The 20,782-nt window shown below is 68.4% G+C and carries 19 protein-coding genes; 11 read left to right on the top strand and 8 right to left on the bottom strand.

Going from position 1 to position 20,782, the window contains the following annotated elements:
- Positions 1-68 precede the first annotated feature (68 nt).
- The 5 genes from C7I55_RS24975 to C7I55_RS24955 all read left to right on the top strand — a co-directional run bounded on the left by C7I55_RS24975 (position 69) and on the right by C7I55_RS24955 (position 3,270).
- Entirely contained in the window at positions 69-971 is a 903-nt protein-coding gene (locus tag C7I55_RS24975) for a DMT family transporter (RefSeq protein ID WP_106515779.1), read from the top strand.
- Positions 968-1,297 (top strand): DMT family transporter, encoded by a 330-nt coding sequence (locus C7I55_RS24970; RefSeq protein ID WP_106515778.1) that lies wholly within the window; start codon positions 968-970, stop codon positions 1,295-1,297. The genes C7I55_RS24975 and C7I55_RS24970 overlap by 4 nt, the downstream gene beginning before the upstream one ends.
- Positions 1,298-1,307: 10 nt before the next feature.
- Positions 1,308-1,688, top strand: a complete 381-nt coding sequence (locus tag C7I55_RS24965) for a TfoX/Sxy family protein (protein ID WP_106515777.1) — start codon at positions 1,308-1,310, stop codon at positions 1,686-1,688.
- A gap of 283 nt (positions 1,689-1,971) precedes the next feature.
- Positions 1,972-2,412: a nuclear transport factor 2 family protein gene (locus tag C7I55_RS28345; protein WP_158266581.1), complete on the top strand. Its 441-nt coding sequence runs from the start codon at positions 1,972-1,974 to the stop codon at positions 2,410-2,412.
- A gap of 144 nt (positions 2,413-2,556) precedes the next feature.
- Positions 2,557-3,270 carry a transposase gene (locus C7I55_RS24955; protein ID WP_106515775.1) on the top strand — a complete coding sequence of 238 codons (714 nt, stop codon included), beginning with the start codon at positions 2,557-2,559 and terminating at the stop codon, positions 3,268-3,270.
- A 145-nt stretch (positions 3,271-3,415) separates the two neighbouring features.
- Here the strand turns inward: C7I55_RS24955 and C7I55_RS24950 are convergent, their stop codons facing one another.
- From C7I55_RS24950 to C7I55_RS24935, 4 genes are all read right to left on the bottom strand, one after another.
- Positions 3,416-4,759, bottom strand: coding sequence for a PepSY-associated TM helix domain-containing protein (locus tag C7I55_RS24950; protein ID WP_106515774.1), 1,344 nt, complete (start codon positions 4,757-4,759; stop codon positions 3,416-3,418).
- On the bottom strand, positions 4,756-5,319 hold the full coding sequence (locus C7I55_RS24945; protein ID WP_106515773.1) for a hypothetical protein: 564 nt from the start codon (positions 5,317-5,319) through the stop codon (positions 4,756-4,758). The genes C7I55_RS24950 and C7I55_RS24945 overlap by 4 nt, the downstream gene beginning before the upstream one ends.
- 1 nt (position 5,320) lies before the next feature.
- Complete coding sequence (locus tag C7I55_RS24940) at positions 5,321-7,474, bottom strand: TonB-dependent siderophore receptor (RefSeq protein WP_106515772.1); 2,154 nt, start codon at positions 7,472-7,474, stop codon at positions 5,321-5,323.
- Positions 7,475-7,548: 74 nt separating this feature from the next.
- Complete coding sequence (locus C7I55_RS24935) at positions 7,549-8,025, bottom strand: Lrp/AsnC family transcriptional regulator (protein ID WP_106515881.1); 477 nt, start codon at positions 8,023-8,025, stop codon at positions 7,549-7,551.
- A 109-nt stretch (positions 8,026-8,134) separates the two neighbouring features.
- Between C7I55_RS24935 and C7I55_RS24930 the strand changes: the two genes are divergently transcribed.
- The 3 genes from C7I55_RS24930 to C7I55_RS24920 all read left to right on the top strand — a co-directional run bounded on the left by C7I55_RS24930 (position 8,135) and on the right by C7I55_RS24920 (position 10,723).
- Positions 8,135-9,025 (top strand): EamA family transporter, encoded by an 891-nt coding sequence (locus C7I55_RS24930; RefSeq protein ID WP_106515771.1) that lies wholly within the window; start codon positions 8,135-8,137, stop codon positions 9,023-9,025.
- A gap of 66 nt (positions 9,026-9,091) precedes the next feature.
- Complete coding sequence (locus tag C7I55_RS24925) at positions 9,092-9,484, top strand: GFA family protein (protein WP_106515770.1); 393 nt, start codon at positions 9,092-9,094, stop codon at positions 9,482-9,484.
- A 126-nt stretch (positions 9,485-9,610) separates the two neighbouring features.
- Positions 9,611-10,723 (top strand): alpha/beta fold hydrolase, encoded by a 1,113-nt coding sequence (locus C7I55_RS24920; protein WP_106515769.1) that lies wholly within the window; start codon positions 9,611-9,613, stop codon positions 10,721-10,723.
- Between the two features lie 34 nt (positions 10,724-10,757).
- On the opposite strand, the gene C7I55_RS28340 is transcribed toward C7I55_RS24920, so the two are convergent.
- Positions 10,758-10,952 (bottom strand): hypothetical protein, encoded by a 195-nt coding sequence (locus tag C7I55_RS28340; protein WP_158266580.1) that lies wholly within the window; start codon positions 10,950-10,952, stop codon positions 10,758-10,760.
- A gap of 264 nt (positions 10,953-11,216) precedes the next feature.
- Between C7I55_RS28340 and C7I55_RS24915 the strand changes: the two genes are divergently transcribed.
- The 3 genes from C7I55_RS24915 to C7I55_RS24905 all read left to right on the top strand — a co-directional run bounded on the left by C7I55_RS24915 (position 11,217) and on the right by C7I55_RS24905 (position 16,599).
- The gene (locus C7I55_RS24915; protein WP_158266579.1) at positions 11,217-12,713 is read left to right on the top strand and encodes a sensor histidine kinase; all 1,497 of its coding nucleotides are present in this window, start codon (positions 11,217-11,219) and stop codon (positions 12,711-12,713) included.
- Between the two features lie 116 nt (positions 12,714-12,829).
- Positions 12,830-13,219, top strand: a complete 390-nt coding sequence (locus tag C7I55_RS24910) for a hypothetical protein (protein ID WP_106515767.1) — start codon at positions 12,830-12,832, stop codon at positions 13,217-13,219.
- A 233-nt stretch (positions 13,220-13,452) separates the two neighbouring features.
- Positions 13,453-16,599: a PAS domain S-box protein gene (locus C7I55_RS24905; RefSeq protein ID WP_106515766.1), complete on the top strand. Its 3,147-nt coding sequence runs from the start codon at positions 13,453-13,455 to the stop codon at positions 16,597-16,599.
- Between the two features lie 42 nt (positions 16,600-16,641).
- Here the strand turns inward: C7I55_RS24905 and C7I55_RS24900 are convergent, their stop codons facing one another.
- The 3 genes from C7I55_RS24900 to C7I55_RS24890 form a co-directional block, all read right to left on the bottom strand.
- On the bottom strand, positions 16,642-17,013 hold the full coding sequence (locus tag C7I55_RS24900) for a hypothetical protein (protein ID WP_106515765.1): 372 nt from the start codon (positions 17,011-17,013) through the stop codon (positions 16,642-16,644).
- 52 nt (positions 17,014-17,065) lie between these two features.
- Positions 17,066-18,616, bottom strand: coding sequence for a S8 family serine peptidase (locus tag C7I55_RS24895; RefSeq protein WP_106515764.1), 1,551 nt, complete (start codon positions 18,614-18,616; stop codon positions 17,066-17,068).
- 283 nt (positions 18,617-18,899) lie between these two features.
- Positions 18,900-20,372 (bottom strand): B12-binding domain-containing radical SAM protein, encoded by a 1,473-nt coding sequence (locus tag C7I55_RS24890; RefSeq protein ID WP_106515763.1) that lies wholly within the window; start codon positions 20,370-20,372, stop codon positions 18,900-18,902.
- Positions 20,373-20,782: the final 410 nt, after the last annotated feature.

Genomic DNA, 20,782 nt, shown 5'->3' with positions numbered 1-20,782 from the left:
TTTGTGTCCGGCGCATACTGCGCGCCCGTCCACGTGACGAACCGGGTCGGCTCGGCTAACGGCCGGTCATGGCCGCCCCCGCACGCACCGACAGCGTCCTCGTCCCCTTCCTGGTGGGAACGCTCGGAATCGCGCTCTTCTCGGCAATGGACGCCGTGATGAAGGGCTTGGCGCTCGGCATCGGCGCTTTCAATGCCGTCTTCTGGCGGATGCTGGTCGGCCTCGCTTTGTCCACCCTTCTTTACGCCCTCTCGCGGCCGGCGCGGCCGAGCCGGGCGGCGATGCGCTACCACGTCATCCGCGGCGTGGTCGGCGCATTCATGGCATTGACCTTCTTCTGGGGCATCGCCCGCATGCCGCTCGTCGAGGCCGTCGCACTCACCTTCGTCGCCCCGCTCGTCTCCCTCTATCTCGCCGCGGCGATCCTGCACGAGCCGGTCGGGCGGCAGGCGGTGCTCGCCTCGCTGATCGGCTTCGCCGGAGTGCTGCTGATCGTCGCAACCCGGGCCGAGACGGCCGGCGGCCGCGACTGGTGGGGCGTCGCCTCGGTGCTGAGCTCCGCAATGCTCTACGCCTACAACATCATCCTGATGCGCCAGCAGGCGCTGGTCGCCAAGCCGCGCGAGATCGCCTTCTACCAATATGTCGTGGTCGTCGCAGTGCTGGCGCTCGCGGCCCCGTTCCTCGCCACGGTCCCGGCGGCCTCGCATTGGCCCGATCTGGTGGTGGCGGCGATCCTCGCCTTGGCCTCGCTGATGCTGCTCGCCTGGGCCTATGCCCGCGCCGAGGCGCACCGGCTCGCCCCGGTCGAATATACCGCGCTCATCTGGGCGGCCTTGTTCGGTTTCCTCGTCTTCGCCGAGCCGGTGCGGCTTGCGACCCTTGCCGGCGCCGCCCTGATCGTCGCCGGATGCGTGCTCGCCGCCCGCACCCAATCTCATCCCGAACCCGCTATCGAGGCCATGCCATGACCCCAATCCTCGCCTGGATCCTGCTCTGCGTCGGCGGCCTGTTCGAAATCGGCTTCACCACCTGTCTTCGCAATGCCGAGGGCTTCCGCAACATCCCGTGGACGCTCGGCTTCCTCGCCTCGGTGACCCTGTCGATGGGCCTGCTCGAACTCGCCGCCCGCACGATCCCGATGGGCACGGCCTATGCGGTGTGGACCGGGATCGGCGCGGCCGGCACCGTCGTGGTCGGCATCTGGTGGTATGGCGAGCCGGCCACCGCGATCCGGATCCTGCTCCTGCTCGGCCTGATCGGCTGCATCGCCGGCCTCCGGATCACCGCCGCATGAGCCCCGTCCGATGAGCGTGGACGAGGGCCTTTCCGCCTGGGTCCGGGAAGCCCTGGAGCCGCTCGGCACGGTGACGATGCGCAAGATGATGGGCGGCGCCATTCTCTATCTCGACGGCATCGTGTTCGCGCTGCTCGACGACGACGCCCTGTGGTTCAAGGCCGATCCGGAGACCGACGCGCTCTGGGACGCGGAGGGCTGCGAGCGCTTCAGCATGGCCTTCAAGGACGGCCGCATCGGGGTGATGAACTATCGCCGCGCGCCGCCCGACGTCTATGACGATCCCGACGCCCTCCAGCATTGGGCCCGCCTCGCCGCCGAAGCGGGCGCCCGCACCACCGCCACCCGCAAGCCCCGCAAGCGGAAGCGTTCAGCCGCCGACCCGCAGTGACGCACCATCCTGCCCGAGCTTTTTGGGGAGGATGGTGGAGGGGACTCGCGCCGGCTTTCGCCGCGAGGCTCTCCGATCCACGACTTCGTGGAGGGGATTGAGGCGTGGCTCTTGCTCCCTTTACCCCCAGGCGGTGATCGCGCGCGGCGGACGGGGAGGCCACCCCACCCCCTCCAGGAGGTCCCGAATGGGGCTAAGAACGAGGAGCCGTCGCCTCCCAGCTGATCAAGCTCCCCATTTCGTCCGGCGCCTGCTTGCGATACCCTGCGCCGGGAGGAAGATCATGCTCGGCTCGTTTGCTCTCGCGCTTGCGGCCCTCGCGCCCGCGGCCGCTTCTCAGCATCCGAATGTCGCGGAGGTGCTGGCGCTCAACCGCAAGCTGGAAGCCGCGATCGCCGCGGGCGACGTCGCCACCCTCCGCAGCGTGTTCGCGCCCGAGTTCCGGCTGCACAATGCAGCCAACGAGATCCTCACCGCCGAGCAGGTTCTGGAGCAGTTCCGATCCGGCACCACGCGCTTCGCCGGCTACGAACGGGATGTGCTGGCAGCCTATGCTTCCGGCGACTCGGTCGTCGTGCTGATGGGCGAGGAGCGGGTCACGCGCGCCGACGCCCCGTCAGTCCCTCTCGTTCGGCGCTTCACCAGCATCTGGCGCAAGACCGCCGGCGGCTGGCGGCAGATCGCGCGGCAGTCCACCACCATCGGAAACAGCCCGGCCCGTTGAGCCGCCGCACGGCCGCCCACCTCCTCCCTATTCGGGGACATCAACGAAATCATCGGGAACGGCGCGTGTCCAACATCCCGCACGCTGCGCGCTCGGCCGCGCCGGCCGGTCGCGCGCCGGCCGCTTTGCTGCTATGCTCGAGCCATGGCCCGGCTCGCCCGCATCGTCATCCCCGACGTCGCCCATCACGTCGTGCAACGCGGCAATCGCCGCCAGCCGATCTTCTTCGCCGACGATGACCGCGCCTGCTACCTCGATCTCGTCGCCGAGGGGTGCGCCGCTGCCGGCGTGCGCTGTCTCGCCTGGTGCCTGATGGACAACCATGTCCACCTCATCCTCGTGCCGGCCGATGCCGACGGGCTGCGCGCCGCCGTCGCCGATGCGCATCGCCGGTACACCAGCCGCATCAACCGGCGCGAGGGCTGGTGCGGCTATCTCTTCCAGGGCCGTTTCGCCAGCTACCCGATGGATGACGCCCACCGGATGACGGCGATACGCTATGTGGAGCGCAACCCGGTCGCGGCCGGCCTCGTCGCGCATGCGGAAGACTGGCGATGGTCGAGCGCGCGCAGCCACATCGCCGGGCGCCGCGTCGGCCTAGACCGTCTGACCGATGTTTCCGCCCTTTGTGGTCACGTGCCCGAGTGGCGCGCGATGCTGCGCTACGGGCTCGAGGCCGGCGACGTAAGCGGCGAGGGCGAAGCGATCGCCGCGACGATCGAGGCGCGGCTGCGCAGCGGCCGGCCGCTCGGCAGCGAAACGTGGATCGCCGGACAGGAGATCGCACTCGCCCGGCCGCTGCGCGCCGATCCGCGCGGTCCCAAGCCGAAGCGGCGAATGGCGGCGTCCGCCGGCTGACCCCACCGCCGGCATCCGCCGGCCATCAGCCTCTCGGCAATCGTCCGCTAATTCGTTAGTGTCCCCAAATCCGGTGCATCGCTATTAGGGGACACTAACAAATTATCGCGCCTCTTCCCCTTTGGAGCGGAACGGTCGATGCGGCTTAGAGCATAGAAGCGGTTGCGCAGAGCCCGACCGCGGCCACCAGCCCGCCCTTCAGCGTCCGAGTCAGCGGCACCCACCGCGCCAGCGCGATCGACACGACCACCGCCAGCACCGCCCCGCCCCAGAAGATCGCCACCAGCGGCGCGCCATTGCCGATCGTCATCCGCGCGAGGAAGCTCGCTGCCAGCGCGATCGGCCAGCCCCACACCACGCCGCGCCAGGCGGCGAGCAGGCGCGGTTCGTCGAAGCCGCGGCGACGGCGCTTGCCAAGCCACAGGAAGGTCCCGGTCGCGCAGATCGCGGTCAGCGAGGTGCCGAACAGCAGGTAGGCGAGCTTGACCGGCAGGCCGCCGAAATTGCCGAAATGCAGCCGGTAGAGCGAAGCCGCCGCCTGCTGCCCGATCGCGCCGTCGGACAGGCCGGCCTTGTGCGCGAACCGCCCGGCGGCGTCGAAGCCGTAATAATCGCCGAAGATCAGCCGCCGATGATGCTCGCCGACGATCTGGACATGCTGCCCCGCCGTCCCGGGATCGTGGAGGATGACGTAGCTGACGACCACCTCGGGATAGGCCGCCGCCATGTGGCGGAGCGCGGCGGCGACGTTGGGCAAGGGCGCCGGCGCCGGATCGGGCTTGGCTTCCGCGCCATAGATCGGCGCGTAGACCTTTTCGAGGTCGCCGCCATAATCGGCAGAGGCGATCGCGTATCCGGTGACGATGGCGGTGCCGATGATCGCCCCGGTCAACGCGATCGCGACCGAGAAGGGCAGGGTCCAGACGCTCAGCCGGTTGTGCCAGTCGGCGAGCCCGACGCCTTCGCGGTCGCGCGCGCGGAGGCGAAAGGCGTCGCGGAAGATCCGCGGATGGGCGATCACGCCCGACAGCGCCAGCGCGAGCATTGCAACGCCGAGCGCGCCTACGAGGACGATCCCGATCAGCGCCGGCAGGTTGAGCAGATAGTGAAGCTGCAGCAGGAAGTCCGACCAGGCGATCTCTTCCTTCTGCGCGAGGCTGCCGTCGTCCCTGAGGTGAAAGGCCTGGCTGTCGGTGGTGATCGTCGCCCGCGGCAGATCCTCGACCGGCATGTGCACGTAGAGATGGGTGGTCTTCGGCTTGCCCGCTTCGGTGGCCAGCACCGCGGCGACGCCGCGCTCCACCGCCTCCGGCGCGATCGTCGCCATCTCCGGCACGCCGCCTTGCTCGACCCGCTGGAACTCGGCGTAGAACACCGACAGCGTGCCGGTCAGCGAGACGAGATAGAGCAAGGCGCCGGCGAGCAGGCCGATCGCCGCATGCGCCGACAAAGCAGTCTTGACCGTGGCTGGATCCGGCGCCGCGCTCATGCCGCGCCTCCCGTCACGAACGCCGGCAGCCCCGCCAGCACGAAGACCGCGAGGATGCCAAGCTGCCGCACCCGCCGCCGCTCCATCAGCACATAGAAACCGAGCAAGGCCCAGGCGAGCGGCATCGCGAAGAACCCGATTGCGATCGCATTCGCCTCAGCGGCGCCCACCGCCAGGGACAGGCTGCGCAGCCCCAGCGCGGCGCCGACGCCCGCCGCGCCCGCGAGCAGGACGGTGATCGCAAACGTGGCAACGCGCCGCGCGAGGCCGAGCGGCTCGCCGCCCTCAGGCAACATGCCCGCCCGGCGGTTCGAGGCACGCTCCGACCCGGCCGGCGCGGTCACCGCCGCCAAAGCGAGCAGCACGAACGCCGCCCCCATGCCAGCGAGGCTCGCGACGCTCGTCCCCCACGCGCCCGCGGCCCGCCAGCCGAGGCCGGCGGCGAGCAGCATCAGGCCCCATCCGGCGCCGTTCAGCGCGTGCGACCGAGTCCGCCGCCCCCAGGCGACGCGCAGCACCAGGACCGAGAGGATCGCCGCCAGGCTCGCCAGCCACATCATCTCAGAATCGATACCGGAGCGTGCCGAACAGGTTGCGGGCCTGCCCCTGGAAGCAGTCGCCGCGCGCGAGGCAGGCGCTTTGATAGCGTTTGTCGAACAGGTTCACCGCGTTGACGCCGAGGCTCCATTGCTTCCAGCCGATCTCCGCCACAGCGTCGACGAGCGTGTAGCTCGGCGTGCGGATCCCGTCGGGGAAGGCGGCGCCGTAGGACCGGTTGGCGCCGACGTAGCGAACGCCGCCGCCGAGCTGCAAGGTCATGCCGTTGGCGAAGGTCGTGCGCTTCAGCGCCCACAGCGACGCATTCTTCTTCGGCACGTTTTCGAGCTGCCGCCCGGTGTCCTTGAGCTTGGCATCGTTGTGGCTGAGATTGGCGATCAGCTGCAGGTCGCCGGGCAGGGTGGCGCGCCCTTCGATCTCGCATCCCTTGGAGGTCAGCGAACCCGCCTGCGTCTGGTCGAACGGATCCGGCGTGCTCGGATCGTCGATCGGCGTGTTGGTCTCCTTGATATGATAGGCGGTCACCGTCACCAGCGCCCCGGCGGCCGGCTGGACCTTGATCCCCGCCTCCACTTGCCGGCCGCGCTTCGGCACGAACGGGCTGCCGTCGCTGGCCGCGCCGGCGATCGGCTCGAAGCTCTCGGTGTAGCTGGCGAAGGGCGACACGCCCGACACGATCTCGCCGATCACCCCCGCGCGGAAGGTGGTCGCGCTTTCGTCGTAGCTGCTTCCGCCCAGCGCATCCCTGGCGCTGGCATCGTCGCGGCGCACGCCCAGGGTGACTGACACTCGGTCGGCAATGCGGATCTGGTCCTGCAGGTAGAAGCCGATCTGCTCCTGCCTGATGTCCTCGGACGGGGCGGAGGGCTCGGGCAAGCCGCCGCCAAAGTCGGACAGGCTGGCATAATCCGGATCGTAGATGTCGATGGTCTCGAAGCCGAAGCCGGCGACCTTGCGGACATGGTTCCAACTGTAATCCACTCCGGCGAGCAGATCGTGCTCGATCGCCGCCCCGGTGTCGAAGCTGAAGCGGAGGTTGTTGTCGGTCGAGAAGATCTCCATCCGTGCCCGGCTGGCGTCGGCATAAAGGCCGATGATCCGCTGCTCGGGGTCGAGATAGGGATTGGTCGGGTTCGAATAGCTGTCGGGATAATGGGTGAAATAGTCGAGGTCGCTGTCGATGTAGCGCGCCTTGAGGCTGAGGCGGAGGCGATCGCTGAACCGATGGTCGAGCATCGCCGTGCCCTGCAGCAGGCGGCCGTCATAGCGATCCCAGCCCGGCTTGCCGATGAACAGGTCGCGGTCGAGTGTACCGTTGGGATTGGGCAGGACCGTACCGACCAAAGGCAGGAATTGCGCAGTCGAGCCGCCGTCATCCTCCTGGTAGAGGCCGAGCAGGGTGAGGCTGGTGTCGCTGCCTGGCGCGAATGTCAGCGAGGGCGCGATCAGCACCCGGTCGTCGGACACATGGTCGGTCTGCGTCCCCGAATCGCGTAGCCGGGCGACGATCCGCCCGGCAAGCTGGTCGGTGAGGCCACCGGTCAGGTCGGCGAGCACTTCCTTGCGGTCGAACGACCCGTAGCGAACCCCGATCTCGCCGCCCGCTTCGAACTGCGGCAGCTTGGAGCTGAGGTTGAACAGCCCGCCGAGCGCCCCCGCGCCGAACAATGCCGAGGCCGGCCCGCGCACCAGCTCGACCTGCGAGAAGGTGTAGGGGTCGGCGCGGATGCTCGCATAATAAGAAAAGACGTCGCGCATGCCGTCGCGGAATTGCAGCGCATCGAGCCCGCGCACCTTGACTCCGTCGACCCGGCTGTCGGGGCCATAGGGATTGGCGGTGGCGCCCGCGACATAGTTCAGCACGTCGCTCACCGACACCGCGCCCTGGGCCTCGAACACATCGTCGGTGATCACCGTGACCGGCTGCGGAGTCTCCAGCGCCGGCGTGTCGGTCTTGCTCAGCGCCCGCCGCGCCTCGCGCTCGCCGGTGACGACGATTTCGTCGGGCGCCCCGTCGTCCCCCACCGAACCGTCCGTCTCGCCCGAAGCGCCGGCGATCTCGACGACCGCAACCGCCCCGTCATCCGCCGCCGCCGCGAAGGCCGGTGCGAAGGGCAGCGACGCGCAGGAGAGCAGCAGGCAATGGCAAAGGCGCATGGTCGATCCCGATCCGTAACAGTCGCGGATCGCCTAATGCGAGTCATTATCAATTGCAACAGCGTTGCTGCGGTCTAGAGATCGACCGGGATGGGGCTCAGCGACTTGACCTGGCGGATCACCACCAAGGTCTTGAAGCTGCGCACCCGCTCGTTGGCGGCGAACAGCCGCTGCGCCAGCGCATCATAGCCTTCCATGTCGCCCGCCACGATCCGCACCGCCAGATCATGGTCGCCGGTGACGTTCCATGCCTCGATGACCTCCGGCTCGCGGGCGAGAATCTGCATCATCTCGTCGATCGTGCGTGCACCCTCGCGCTCGAGCGTCACCATCACGATCATCGACAGCGGCCAGCCCAGGGTCCGCGGCGCGACGATCGCCACCTCGCGGGCGATTGCCCCGCTCTCCCGCAGCCGGCGAATGCGCCGGTAACAGGCCGGCGCCGACAGGCCGACGGCCTCGGCGAGTGCGGCGACCGGCTGCTGCGCATCGGCCTGCAGCGCCGCGAGCAGCTTTCGATCGAAATGGTCGAGCGCGACATCCTCGTTCATGCCCGGCGGCATAGCCGATAAACATTATCGCCCGCGAGCCAATTTCGATCACGATGATCACGGCGCCCCTCTAGAATTGCCTCCAACCACAAGCCATCACGGACATGCCATGACCACCTCCGCTCTCGCGCGGGCGCCCCGCCTGCGCGCCGATCCGCTCGCCGTCGCCGCCTTGTTCGGCGCGCTCGTCTCGATCAGCGCCGGCGCCTCCTTCGCCAAAGGCCTGTTCCCGGCGGTCGGGCCGGAGGGCGCGACCGCCCTGCGGCTGATCGTCAGCGCCTGTTTGCTGTCGGTCGCCTTCCGCCCCTGGCGCACCCTCGGACGCAGGGACTGGCGGGCGCTGCTGCCTTACGGGATCGCCCTTGGGGTGATGAACCTCGCTTTCTACAAGGCTTTGTCGTTCATCCCGCTCGGCATCGCCATCGCGATCGAGTTCAGCGGGCCGCTCGCCGTCGCCTTGCTGACCTCGCGCCGCAAGGCCGACCGGCTGTGGATCGCGCTCGCCGTTGCCGGCCTGGCGCTGTTGCTGCCGCTGTGGAGCGGCGCCGCGTCGCTTGATCCGCGCGGAGTCGCGCTGGCCGCGGCCGCCGGCGCCTGCTGGGCCGTCTATCTGCTCGCCGGCAAGCGCGCCGGCGAGGATCACGGCATCGCCGCGGTCGCCGGCGGCATGGCGATTGCCGCCGCAATCGCCGCGCCGGTCGGCATCATCCATGCCGGCGCCGCCCTGCTCCGGCCCGAGATCCTGCTGCTCGGCCTCGTCGTCGGTGTCGTCTCCAGCGCTCTGCCCTACACGCTCGAGATGATCGCCTTGCCGCGCCTGCCGACCACCACCTTCGGCACCCTGCTCGCCGCCGAGCCCGCCGTCGGCGCCCTGATCGGCCTCGTCGCCCTCGGCGAGGCCCTGGCCCCGAGCCAATGGGCGGCAATCGCCCTCATCGTCGCCGCCGCCCTCGGCGCCGCGCTGACCGGGGAAGGGGCGAAAGCCGAGCCGCACGGGTGACCGCAGGGAGGCGGAGCGAATCGTCCCCGACTCCGTTGTTCGCTCCACGGACAGCAGGGGACAGACATGCACCCTACGACCGGCGGATGCCTCTGCGAACAGGTCAGGCTGACGATCACCGCTGCGCCCTGGCGGGTCGGCCTCTGCCACTGCCTCGATTGCCGCAAGCATCACGGCGCCCTGTTCTTCGCCGCGGCGATTTTCCCTATCGAGGCGGTGACCATCGCGGGTGAGACCCGGTCGTACCGGGGCCGGCATTTCTGCCCCGACTGCGGATCCTCGGTCTTCGCCCGCCACGGCGACGAGATCGAGGTCCATCTCGGCGCGCTCGACGCCCCCAACCAGTTCACGCCCACCTACGAGAATTGGACGATCCGCCGGGAATCCTGGCTCCCGGACTTCTCGCTGGCGAAGCATTACGAGACGGATCGCGAAGGAACGGACCGCGGCGAACCCTGATGCGCCGGCCGTAGGGCAAGGCTCCAGCTCCATCGTCTACTCCGACGCGGACACACGCCGAAGCTACGGCGCTTTGACCATAGGGAAAGCTGGGCTAGGTCGATGCGCGCAACTCTGGGAGGCCGCATGAAGACACCATACCTGCTCGCGGCTGCCGCCCTGATCGTCACCGCCCACCAGGCCGCCGCCCAGCCGGCGCAGGTCTCCAGCCGCCAGGACGCGGTCGAGGTCATCCGCGAGCTGCGCCGCATCGTCACCCCCAACGGCGTCGACCGCAGCGAGCTGGTCCGCATCGGCGGCATCGACCAGTTCGTCACCATCCGCGGCGCCGACCGCCGCAACCCGATCCTGCTCGTCCTCCACGGCGGTCCCGGCTTCCCCACCGCGCCTCTGGCCTGGTGGACGTCACGCGGCCTCGAGGAATATTTTACGATCGTGCACTGGGATCAGCGCGGCGCCGGCAAGACCCACCTCGTCAACGATCCCAAGGCGGTCGCGCCGACGATGACTCCGAAGCGCTTCGTCGACGACACCGAGGCGCTCGCCGCCTGGCTCCGCACGCAATTCGGCAAGGATAAGCTGTTCGTCCTCGGCACTTCGTGGGGCAGCTATGTCGGCCTCGAATTCGCCCGCCGCCGCCCGCAATGGCTGCACGCATACATCGGCGTCGCCCAGGCGGCGAACAGTCCGGAGAGCGAGCGCCGCGGCTATGCCTTCGCCCTCGCCGCCGCACGCAAGGCCGGCAATAGCGAGGCGATCGCCGAGCTCGAAGGCATCGCCCCCTATGCCGCGCCCGGCAAGCCGATCCCGCTCGACGCGATCCGGATCGAGCGCAAATGGTCGGACTTCTTCGGCGGCGTCATGGCCTACCGCCCGCGCCAGGTCGACGGCATCGCCGCCCGCCTGTCGCCCGATTATTCGGACGAGGAGGCGCGCCGCGTTTACGAAGGCAATGGCTGGTCGCAGGATTTCCTGTTCGCCCCGGTCCTCGAACTCGATTTCTCGCACGTGACCGAGCTCGATTGCCCGCTCATCCTCTTCGCCGGCCGCCACGATCGCACCGTCAACTCCGAGGTCGCCAAGCAATGGTTCGACCGCGTCCGCGCCCCGGCCAAGAGCTTCACCTGGTTCGAACATTCCGGCCACGAGATCATGGTCGAGGAACCCGGCAAATTCCTCCTCGCCCTCGTCGAGCATGCGCGGCCGCTCGCCGCCAGGGCGGGCGACGTCGCGCCGTAACGGCGGCCCTGCGCCGACACGTAGCGTTCCAGCCCTAGGCGAAGCCCCGCGCGAGCCGCAGCGGCTCGCCGTCCGGCGCGCTCCGCCGGCTCAGATCCTCCTCCGCCCGCTCGAGCCGCGCGAGCACCGCGCCGACGAGGATTGCGGGCACGGAACGCCCCTCCGAGACGAGTTTCGCGACGGCACGAAGGTCCTCGTTGCTGATATGGCGTTCCAGGGCTGCAGACATTCCGCGATAACCCCCAGGCGGAACATCCGGCGCATCCGCTTCGGTGAACCGTGGCATGGACGCGCCCACCCGGTTGGCCCACGCCTGCCGCAGAGCGCGGCCCGCGGATTGCGCCGAAGCGTTGAGGCCGACACCGCATCACAGGAGTTTCAACAGGTTGACGGCGGTCGTGCCCACTCTAGTCGAGGGCAGGACCACCGCTCCCGAAGCCGTGCCTGCGACGGCGATCGGGTGAAGGAACAAGGCCGGAGAGACGCCGCGAACGTGATCCATGGTGAACATCAGACAGCCTTCGTGATGCTCGCGCTCGCCGCTGCGATGCTCGGCGCGTGGGTGGCGCTCGATCTTCAGGAGCAGGCGCGCGCGCGGGAGGGGCGGGCGCGGATCCCTTTGCTCGCCGCCGCCGGATTCGCGCTCGGGATCAGCATTTTCGTCACCCATTTCATGGCGATGCTCGGCTTCTCCGCGGCCTCGGGCCTCGGCTACGACACCGGCTGGACCGCGGTGTCGCTGCTGCTCGCGCTCGCCGGCAGCAGCCTCGCCATCGCCGTCGCGCAGCGGCGTCCGGCGCGGGCCTGGCGAACCTTTGCGGCGGCCTTCGTGATGGGCGCCGCGATCTGCGCGATGCATTATGCCGGCATGGCCGCGATCACCGGCGCCGCGATCGTCTACGATCCGGGCTTCGTCGCCTTGTCCTTCGTGATCGCGGTCGCGGCCTCGTGGACGGCCCTGCAGTTCGGCACCCGCCGGCGCTCGATCTCGGCGCGCGCCGCCGGGTCGCTGCTGCTCGCCTTGGCGATCTCGGGCATGCATTTCGCCGGCATGGCCGCCGCACGATTCCGCGCGCTGCCCGCTGCGGGGGAAGGCCCGGGCCGGTTCGACGCGACCTCGCTGTCGCTGTTCGTCGGCGCCGGTTCCTTCATCCTCCTGTTCCTGGCGCTGATCGCCTCCGGCGCGGCGCGCGCCCACGAACGCCAGCGGCTGACCCGATTGCAGGGCGAGCTCAACCGCGCCGCCCGCATCGCCGGCATGGGCGCGGTCGCGACCACGCTCGCCCACGAGCTCAACCAGCCGCTCACCGCCGCGGCCAATTACACCTTCCTCGTCAAGCTCGGCCTCGAAAAGGAAGCGCCGGCCGCCGAGATGCAGGAATGGGTCGGCAAGGCGGAGGAGCAGATCCGCCGCGCCGGCGAGATCATCCGCAAGGCGCGCGCGATGATCAGCGAAAGCGGCGTCGCCCGCAGCCGCGTCGACCTCCGCCTCAGCCTCGATCGCTGCCTCGAGCTGCTGCGCTCCGACACCAGCCTGCACGAGCCCGATCTGCGCATCGAATTCGATCGCGGCCACCGCCTGGTGCTGGGCGATCCGGTCCAGATCGAGCAGGTGCTGGCCAACATCCTGCGCAATGGCTGGCAGGCGCTTGCCGGGCAGCGGCAGCCGAAACTCACCATCCGCGCGCAGCAGGCGAAGGAGGGCTTCGTCCTCCTCACCCTGTCCGACAACGGCCCCGGCCTTCCCCAGGAGGATCCCGAGGAGCTGTTCTCGGCGCTCAAGGGCGGCTCGGGCAACGGCCTCGGAGTCGGGCTCAGCATCGCCCGCACGATCATCGAGGCGCACGGCGGCAAGCTCTGGGCCGAGAACAATATCGGCCCCGGCGCCACCTTCTTCATCACCTTGCCCGCCGCGATCGCCGCGCCCGTGGAGCCAGCCAGCCCCCTTGCCCCCGCCGGCGAGCCGATCATTCTCACCGAGCGTCAGTAACCGGGGGTCGCGAAGCGGGGCCGCCGGACCCGGATTCAGGCCGCTGGTCACGCATTGCTGTTCCACGAAGTTCGGCACAATATTGGAAACCGGGCTGGGATCGGTTGGAGCGCGCGATGGCCTCTCAGAAGCACTGGTGCGTGTCCTTGGTCGGCATCGCCCTTCTCTCGCTGCCGGCGGCCTGCCGGGAGGGCGTTCGCGTCACGGTGGAGCAACACGCATCCGGGGCGGTACGCTTTCTCGTCTCGCCGCTCGGAGACCGCTTCCGCCCGTGCATCGATTCTCTCTACGTCTATTCAGGGCCGCGCTCGCAATCGGGTCGTCCGCTGGTCTGGCACGTGGAACGGATGGACCCCAGGATCTGCGTGGCGAAGGTCGATTTCGGCGCGGTTCCAGCCGGCTTCGAGGCCGACTCCGGGAGCCAGCCATTGCACGCAGGCGGCCAATATGAGGTCGCGGTGATGGGGCCCGGCTTCAACGACGGGGCCGAATTCACCCGCCGGTGAGCGCGCGCAACCGGGCACACGCGCCGAGCCTGGTCGCCCGCTCCGGGCGAAAGAAATTGTGCGCCGTCCCGGCGCAGCGTCGAGAGCCTGATCGCCGAAGGTGAGACGCTTCGCGCTCCCGTGGGTGGCGTGAATCATGCTCTCTCAGAGAGTTGACCAAGATTCAGGCTGTTCAGCCTGAAGCGATCTTGGTCTAGAGCGCTTTCAACGCTGAGGGCCAGGGGACGCCACGCATGCAGGACGTGAACGGCGCGCCGCCGGAAGTGAAGGGGGACGCGGTCGCCGCCCTGGAGGAGCAACTCGCCGTCTCGCGGTTGGTGATGGAACATGCCGCCGACGCCGTCTTCCTGCTCAGCGAGTCCGGCGAAACCGTCTACGCCAATCCCGCCGCGGAGGCGATGTTCGGCTGGTCGAAGGCGGAGCTGTACGGACGCAAGCTCCACGAGCTCGTCCACGATCGCCACCCGGACGGCCGCCCTTACCCGATGGAGGATTGCCCGCTCGGCCGCGTCTTCTTCAGCGGCCAGAGCCTACGCTCGCACGAGGATGTCTTCTTCCACAAGGGCGGCAGCCCCGTCTTCGTCGAATGTTCGAACGCGCCGGTGCTGCGCGACGGCCGGGTCGAGGGCGGCGTGCTCATCGTCCGCGACATCTCCGATGCGCACCGCGCGCAGCAGGCGCTGGCCGAAAGCGAGGCGCGCTTCCGCAGCATGGCGGACAGCGCCCCGGTCATGATGTGGGTGACCGACGCGGACGGCCAGTGCACCTATCTCAACCGGACCTGGTATGAATATACCGGCCAGGCGCCTGGCGAGGGCGAGGGCCTCGGCTGGACCAACGCCATTCACCCGGACGATCGCGACATCGCCCGCAACGCCTTTCTCGAATCCAATGCCGAGCGGCGCGAATATCGAGTCGATTTCCGCCTCCGCCGCGCCGACGGCGCCTATCGCTGGACGCTCGACGCCGCCGCGCCGCGCTTCGGCCCCGACGGCGCCTATCTCGGCTATGTCGGCTCGGTCATCGACATCGACGATCGGCGCGAGGCGGCGGCACGGCTCGCGCTGAACGAGGAGCGGCTGCGCCTCGCCCTCGATCACGCCGAGATCGGCCAGTGGGACGTCGATGCCGCCACCAGCGCCATCTTCTGGTCGCCGCGGGTCAGCGCGATGTTCGGAGTCGCGCCGGACCTGCCGGTCACCCTCGACATCTTCTACGAAGGCGTCCACCCCGATGATCGGGCCAAGACCCGCGCCGCCTTCGAAGCCGCCGCCGATCCGACACGCCGCCTGCTCTACGACGTCGAATATCGCACCGTCGGCCGCGACGACGGCATGGTCCGATGGGTCGCCGCCAAGGGCCGCGGCCTGTTCGACGAGGACGGCCGCTGCGTCCGCGTGATCGGCACCGCGATCGACATCACCGCCAGGAAGGCGGCGCAGGCCGCGCTCGCCGAAAGCCAGGCGCGCTACCAGACCCTGTTCGAATCGATCGAATCCGGCTTCTGCGTCGTCGAGGTCGATCTGCACGCGCCAGGCGGCCGCGTCGATTACCGGGTGATGGAGGCCAACCCCGCTTTCCACCGCCAGACCGGCTTTCCCGAAGCGATCCTCGGCCGCTGGCTGCGCGAGGCCGCGCCCGGGCTCGAGGAGAAATGGTTCGAAATCTACGGTCGGGTCGCCCGCACCGGCGTTCCGGAGCGGTTCGAGCAATCGGCCGAAACGCTTGGCCGCTGGTTCGACGTCTATGCCTTTCGCGTCGGCGATGCCGCGGCCGGCCGTGTCGCCATCCTGTTCAACGACATCTCCGCCCGCCGCAACGCCGAGGAGCGGCTGCGCCAGCTTAACGAGAACCTCGAGAGCCAGGTCGCCGATCGCACCGCCGATCGCGATCGCATCTGGCGGCTGACCACCGACGTCATCCTCGTCGCCCGCCTGGACGGCATCGTCACCGCGGTGAATCCCGCCTGGACTCGCCTGTTCGGCTGGCGCGAGGACGAGCTGATCGGCCGCTGCTTCCTCGATCTCGTCCATCCCGACGATCTGCCCGCCACCCGCACCGCGGCCGGGCGGCTGGCGGAGGGCACCACCCTCTACCGCTTCGAGAATCGCTACCGCGCCAAGGACGGCAGCCACCACTGGATATCGTGGACGGCGGTGCCGTTCGAAGGCCTGGTCCACGCCGTCGGCCGCGACGTCACCGTCGAGAAGGCGGCCGCCGCCGAGCTCGAGGCCGCGCAGGAGGCGCTCCGCCAGGCCCAGAAGATGGAGGCGATGGGCCAGCTGACCGGCGGCGTCGCCCACGATTTCAACAATCTGCTCACGCCGATCGTCGGCGGCCTCGACATGCTCCAGCGCAAGGCGCTCGGCGGCGAGCGCGAGCAGCGCCTGATCGCCGGCGCCATGCAATCGGCCGAGCGCGCCAAGACCCTGGTGCAGCGCCTGCTCGCCTTCGCCCGCCGCCAGCCGCTCCAGGCCAGCGCCGTCGACGTCGGCGCCCTCGTCGCCGGAATGGCCGATCTGGTCGCGAGCACCTCCGGCCCGCAGATTCGGGTCGCGGTCGAAACCGCGGACGCCATGCCCCCCGCCAAGGCGGACGCCAACCAGCTCGAAATGGCGCTGCTCAATCTCGGCGTCAACGCGCGCGATGCGATGCCGGACGGCGGCACCCTGCGGATCACCGCCGATTGCGAAGCGGTCGCGCCCGGCCATCGCACCGCCCTCGCGCCCGGCCGCTACATCCGCCTGTCGGTCGCCGACACCGGCATCGGCATGGACGAAGCGACGTGCAAGCGCGCGGTCGAGCCCTTCTTCTCCACCAAGGGCGTCGGCAAGGGTACCGGCCTGGGCCTCTCCATGGCCCACGGCCTCGCCTCGCAACTGGGCGGCGCCCTGACCATCGACAGCCGCCCCGGCCTCGGCACCAATGTCACCCTCTGGCTCCCGGTCAGCGCCGACGGCAGTGCCGCCGACGCCGCGGCGAAGCCGCCGTCATCCGCCGCCGACCCCGCTTCGCCGCCGGCCGCGGCGACGACCGGCACCGCCTTGCTCGTCGACGACGAGGATCTGGTGCGGATGAGCACCGCCGACATGCTCGCCGAACTCGGCTATGCCGTAGTCGAGGCGGCGTCCGCCGAAGACGCCTTCCGCCTGCTCGAAGACGGCCTCGCCCCCGATCTGCTGGTCACCGACCATCTCATGCCCGGCATCAACGGCACCGATCTCGCCCGCAGCGTCCGCGCCGAGCGCCCGCAGACGCAGGTGCTGGTGATTTCCGGCTATGCCGAGAATGACGGCATCGATGTGGATCTGCCGCGACTGACGAAGCCGTTTCGGAAGGCGGAGCTGGCGGAGAAATTGGCGGAGCTGAGCGAGGGGTAGGTGGACCATTGACGGCGCCGCGCTCAGTTCGCTCACTAGATCCTAGCGCAACGTCTCGTTTGGATAAATCGCCTCGACATTCGGCAGCGCGGCGATCTGGGCGATCTGCGATCCATCTGCCTCGACCACGATCGAATTTGACGAGGCAAACACGTTGAGCGCATCACGGTGTGTAATGCGCTCAATCTCTTTCCTGGTCTTATCCAGCAGCGTTCCGCGGGGTTCCGAAGCCCCCGTGAGCGCGAAACCAATAGATCGCGCCTCGCCGAACTCCGATCGCCCGATCTGCAGCCGGGGCGCGTCTGTCGTCAGCACCTTTACGACCACTACGTTCGACAGGTTCGCGCCCTCCTCGGCAATCATGCGCAATTGCAGGGATCGCACCTTCGCCAGATCATCGGGGGTGATGTGCAATTCCTTTCGCTGCGCTGAGCCAATGTAGGGGGCACCGTCGACGCTGCACAGCTCAGTAATTGAGATCTCGTGCGTAGCCCATCGACCGCAGGATATCGATCCGGCCGAAACCGAAGCGGTGATTCTGGCCCGATTCGCCCAGTTCTTCCGCCGATCCGGTAAGCAGGTCCTGAATGACGAAGGCACGTTTGTCCGCCGGCACCGACTTCTTGATCTTGGTGCTGCTAAGCAGCAGCGCGATGGCGCCTGCCACGTGCGGCGTCGCCATCGAGGTTCCATTCAGATATTCCCAGCCGCCGCCGGGAACGCTCGAATAGATCGCGACGCCCGGTGCCGATATCTCGGGCTTGGAATATACGAGCGGCAGCGCCTCCTGTGGGAAATAGGCCGACGTGCGGATGATTTGCGTGCGGCCGCCGCTGAAGCCGGCCGCCCGGTTCAGGTGATCGGTGGCGCCGACCGAGAAGGCCAGGAAGTCGTTTCCGGGTGCGCCGGTGGTCTGGCTACCTTCGTTACCGATTGCGGTCACGACCGGAATACCGGCCCTGAGCGCGGTTAGCATCGCCTCAGTGTAGGTGCTTGGCACCTCCGGCGTCATCAGCAGGCCGCCGAGCGACATGCTGATCACGTCGACGCCGCGGCTGATCGCCCAGTCCATTCCGGCCAGAATTTGAGCGTGGGTGCCGCCTTGGCTCCCATTAAGCACCAGCCCTGCTGCGATTTTCGCTTCAGGCGCGACGCCGATCCACCGGCCGCTCGCATCGCCTCCCACGATTGTACCGGCGCAATGAGTCCCGTGCTTGTCGCTGTCGTGCGGCTTGGAACCGGGAACGAAATTTCCGTTCGCGTCGAACTCGGCCCAGTCTTCGATCTTGCCGGCGAGATCGGGATGCTGCGCATCCACCCCGGTGTCGAGTAGCCCGATCAGGACGCCCTTGCCCCGCGCGCCGAAGGCACCCCAGGTTGCGAGCGCTCCCATTGTACGAAGGCCCCAGGCGCTGACCTTGTTCTCTTCGACCGCGGTCGGAACAGCCTTGGGCATGACGACCGGGGGAACGTGCAGCCTTTGGTTGAGGTAGATCCCCTCGATCTCCGGAGTGTGGGTGAGCTTCTCGAGGTCATCCCGAACCACCTGCATGACGGCACTGCTCGAGGTCCAGAACGTCCGCGGAGCCACCGGTTTGGGCTTCTGACGGCTCGGAAGTGAAGTGACCGCAGCGATCGACTCCTTCACCGAATCCCGTGCCATCCAGCCGTCGATGTTGCTTTGACTGGACGCGCGGGCAGCCGCGCCGGCCCTCCCAGCGGTTGCCGCCTGGGCAGCGAGGCTTGTGTCATGCTCCTTCAGGGCACGCTGGTGGCTCTTGGTCGACCCGCGGCGAGCGAGCTGCGCGCGTTCGATAGGCAGCAGATCCCGGCTTGACGACGACATGCCACGGCGGCGCAGAGCCTCCGCCACGGTCGACAGCAGCATAGTGTCGTTGCGGGGCGAGCAGATCTTCACCACCACCTCGATTACCCGAGAATCGTCGATGTCCCGAATTTCGTCAATCTGCCTTTGCAAAAGCCGGCGATGCGCTTCGCTGCCGAATTCCTGTGTCATCCGTGGCTCCTCTCGCTGGGTCAACCGCACTTTGGCCGTCGGCCGCGTGGCGACGGGCGATTGACCGTCGGATGCGCTGCGATCGATGGCTTACGAGCGAACCATAACCAGGCTAGGCCGTGCTGCCCGTGACGGGCGTCACGCCTCTCCTGCCGTGAAGCAGGATCGATCCCCTGGACAGGGAAAGCGACCGTTCCTGCCATCGCTTCGCGCCAATCGCTTTCTTCGCGTCCTTCGCGTCGCGGAATCTGGGAACACCGCGGAATCTGGGGACACTAACCAATTAGCCCGTTGACTCCGGTTGGAGCAGGGCGCCCACTTCCGCGCCGCCGCCTTCGCCCCGCGTCACCCGCGACAGCACCGCCTCCAGGAGCGGAGTCATTAGCGCGAGCCGGCGCGCCTTGATCGCCAGATCCCACAAAGGCTCGAACTTCTTCCACCCGGCGGCGTAGGCGAAATGCTTGGCCCGGTGCTTGGCCGACGGATGCACCAGCGCGGCCCGGCCGATGTTTCGCCAGGAATAGAAATCGCGGTAGGCGCGGTGGTATCCCGCCTCCAGCGCTTGCGGTGTAAGCTTCGCCGGCCGGTAGACGACGTGGCGCGTGTCGTAGCGGTCCCAGTTGCGGCTGGTAATCCGCCCCTCCGCCGCCATCCGCGCGAACAGCCGCGTGCCCGGATAGGGCGTCATGATGTGGAAGGTCGCGGTGGTCAGGCCGTTGCGCACCGCCCAGTCCACGGTGCGGTCGAATACGTCCTCATCGTCGTCGTCCATGCCGAACACGAACGATCCGTTGATCATGATGCCGAGGTCGCTCAGCCGCCGCGCGACCTCGCCATAATCGCGCGCCAGATTCTGCTTCTTGTTGCTGCCGCGCAGATTGGCCGGGCTGAAGCTTTCGAAGCCGACGAACAGGCTGCGCAGCCCCGCTTTGGCCGCGCGCTCGATCAGGTCGCCGCGCAGCACCGAATCGACCGTCGCCGCACCCTGGAACAGCCGGCCCATGCCGGCCATGCCGTCGAACAGGGCCTCGGCGAAGCGCCGGTTGCCGAGCAGATGATCGTCGAGGAAATAAAGATGGCGTCCCGGCAGCCGATCGATCTCGGCGAGCGCCTCGTCCACCCGCTGGGTGTAGAAGCCCGCTCCGCCGGCGAAGAAGGCATCCTTGTAGCAGAAGTCGCAATGCTGCGGGCAGCCGCGGGTGACTACGATCGAGTTCGGCACCAGATAGCGGCTGCGGTCGATCAGGTCGCGCCGCATCGGCGGCAGCTCCTCCGCCGTCCGCCCCGCCGCGGAGACGTAGACCGGCTTCGGGCACCCCGCCCGGAAATCGCGCAGAAAGGCCGGGAAGGTCTGGTCGCCCGGCCCGATGAAGATCGCATCGGCATGGAGCGCAGCCTCGTCGGGAAGGCTGGTGACGTGCAGCCCGCCGAGCGCAACGAAACAGCCGCGCGCTCGATACAGATCGGCGAGCGCATAGGCCCGATAGGCGTTGGTGATGTAGACCTGGATGACGACCAGGTCCGGCGCGTCGTCGGTGGAGAGTCGCTGCACATGATCGTCGACGATCTCGGCCGCATCGTCGGGCGCGAGATGCGCGGCAAGGCTGGCGAGTCCGAGCGGCGGGAACAGCGAATATTTGATCGGGCGCCAGAACGGGCTCTTCGCCTCGGTGAGCGCGGGGAGGATGAACTTGACGCGGAGGGGGCGGGTAATGGGGGCGCGGGGGTGCGGAGCGGGGAGAGGTGGGGTGAGCATCGCGGCTCCTGGGGAGGGTTTGGAGCGGGCGTTGTGCAATGCCGGGATCGATCGCGTGTGAAAGTGCGGTGCGGACTTGGCAAAGCTGCGGTGCGGATGTGGTGCACGAGGCCGCGAACGGCCGACCTTGGGACAAAGCCGTCGTTCGCCCGCGAATTGCCGAACGGCAGCTCCTGTCAGAAGCGGACGTAGGTTGCTTCGCCATTGGAGGCCCCGAAATGATGCAATTAGTTCATTTGACTAGTGAGGCCGCCAGGTGGTGAAGACCCAGAAGAAGTCGTTCGGAGTGGGTAAACCGGGAACCGAGATCGGCCATACGTTCAGACAACGCCGGATACGTACCCCGCAATCAACAAGCGCTCGGCGTCGCCGGTCCGACCACATAGAGGATTCAGCAAAAGGCAGCACAT

It is taken from the genome of Allosphingosinicella deserti (assembly GCF_003012735.1).
Classification (GTDB): domain Bacteria; phylum Pseudomonadota; class Alphaproteobacteria; order Sphingomonadales; family Sphingomonadaceae; genus Allosphingosinicella; species Allosphingosinicella deserti.
The sequence above is the reverse complement of the archived record's forward strand: the minus strand, read 5'-3'. Positions and strand labels throughout refer to the sequence as shown.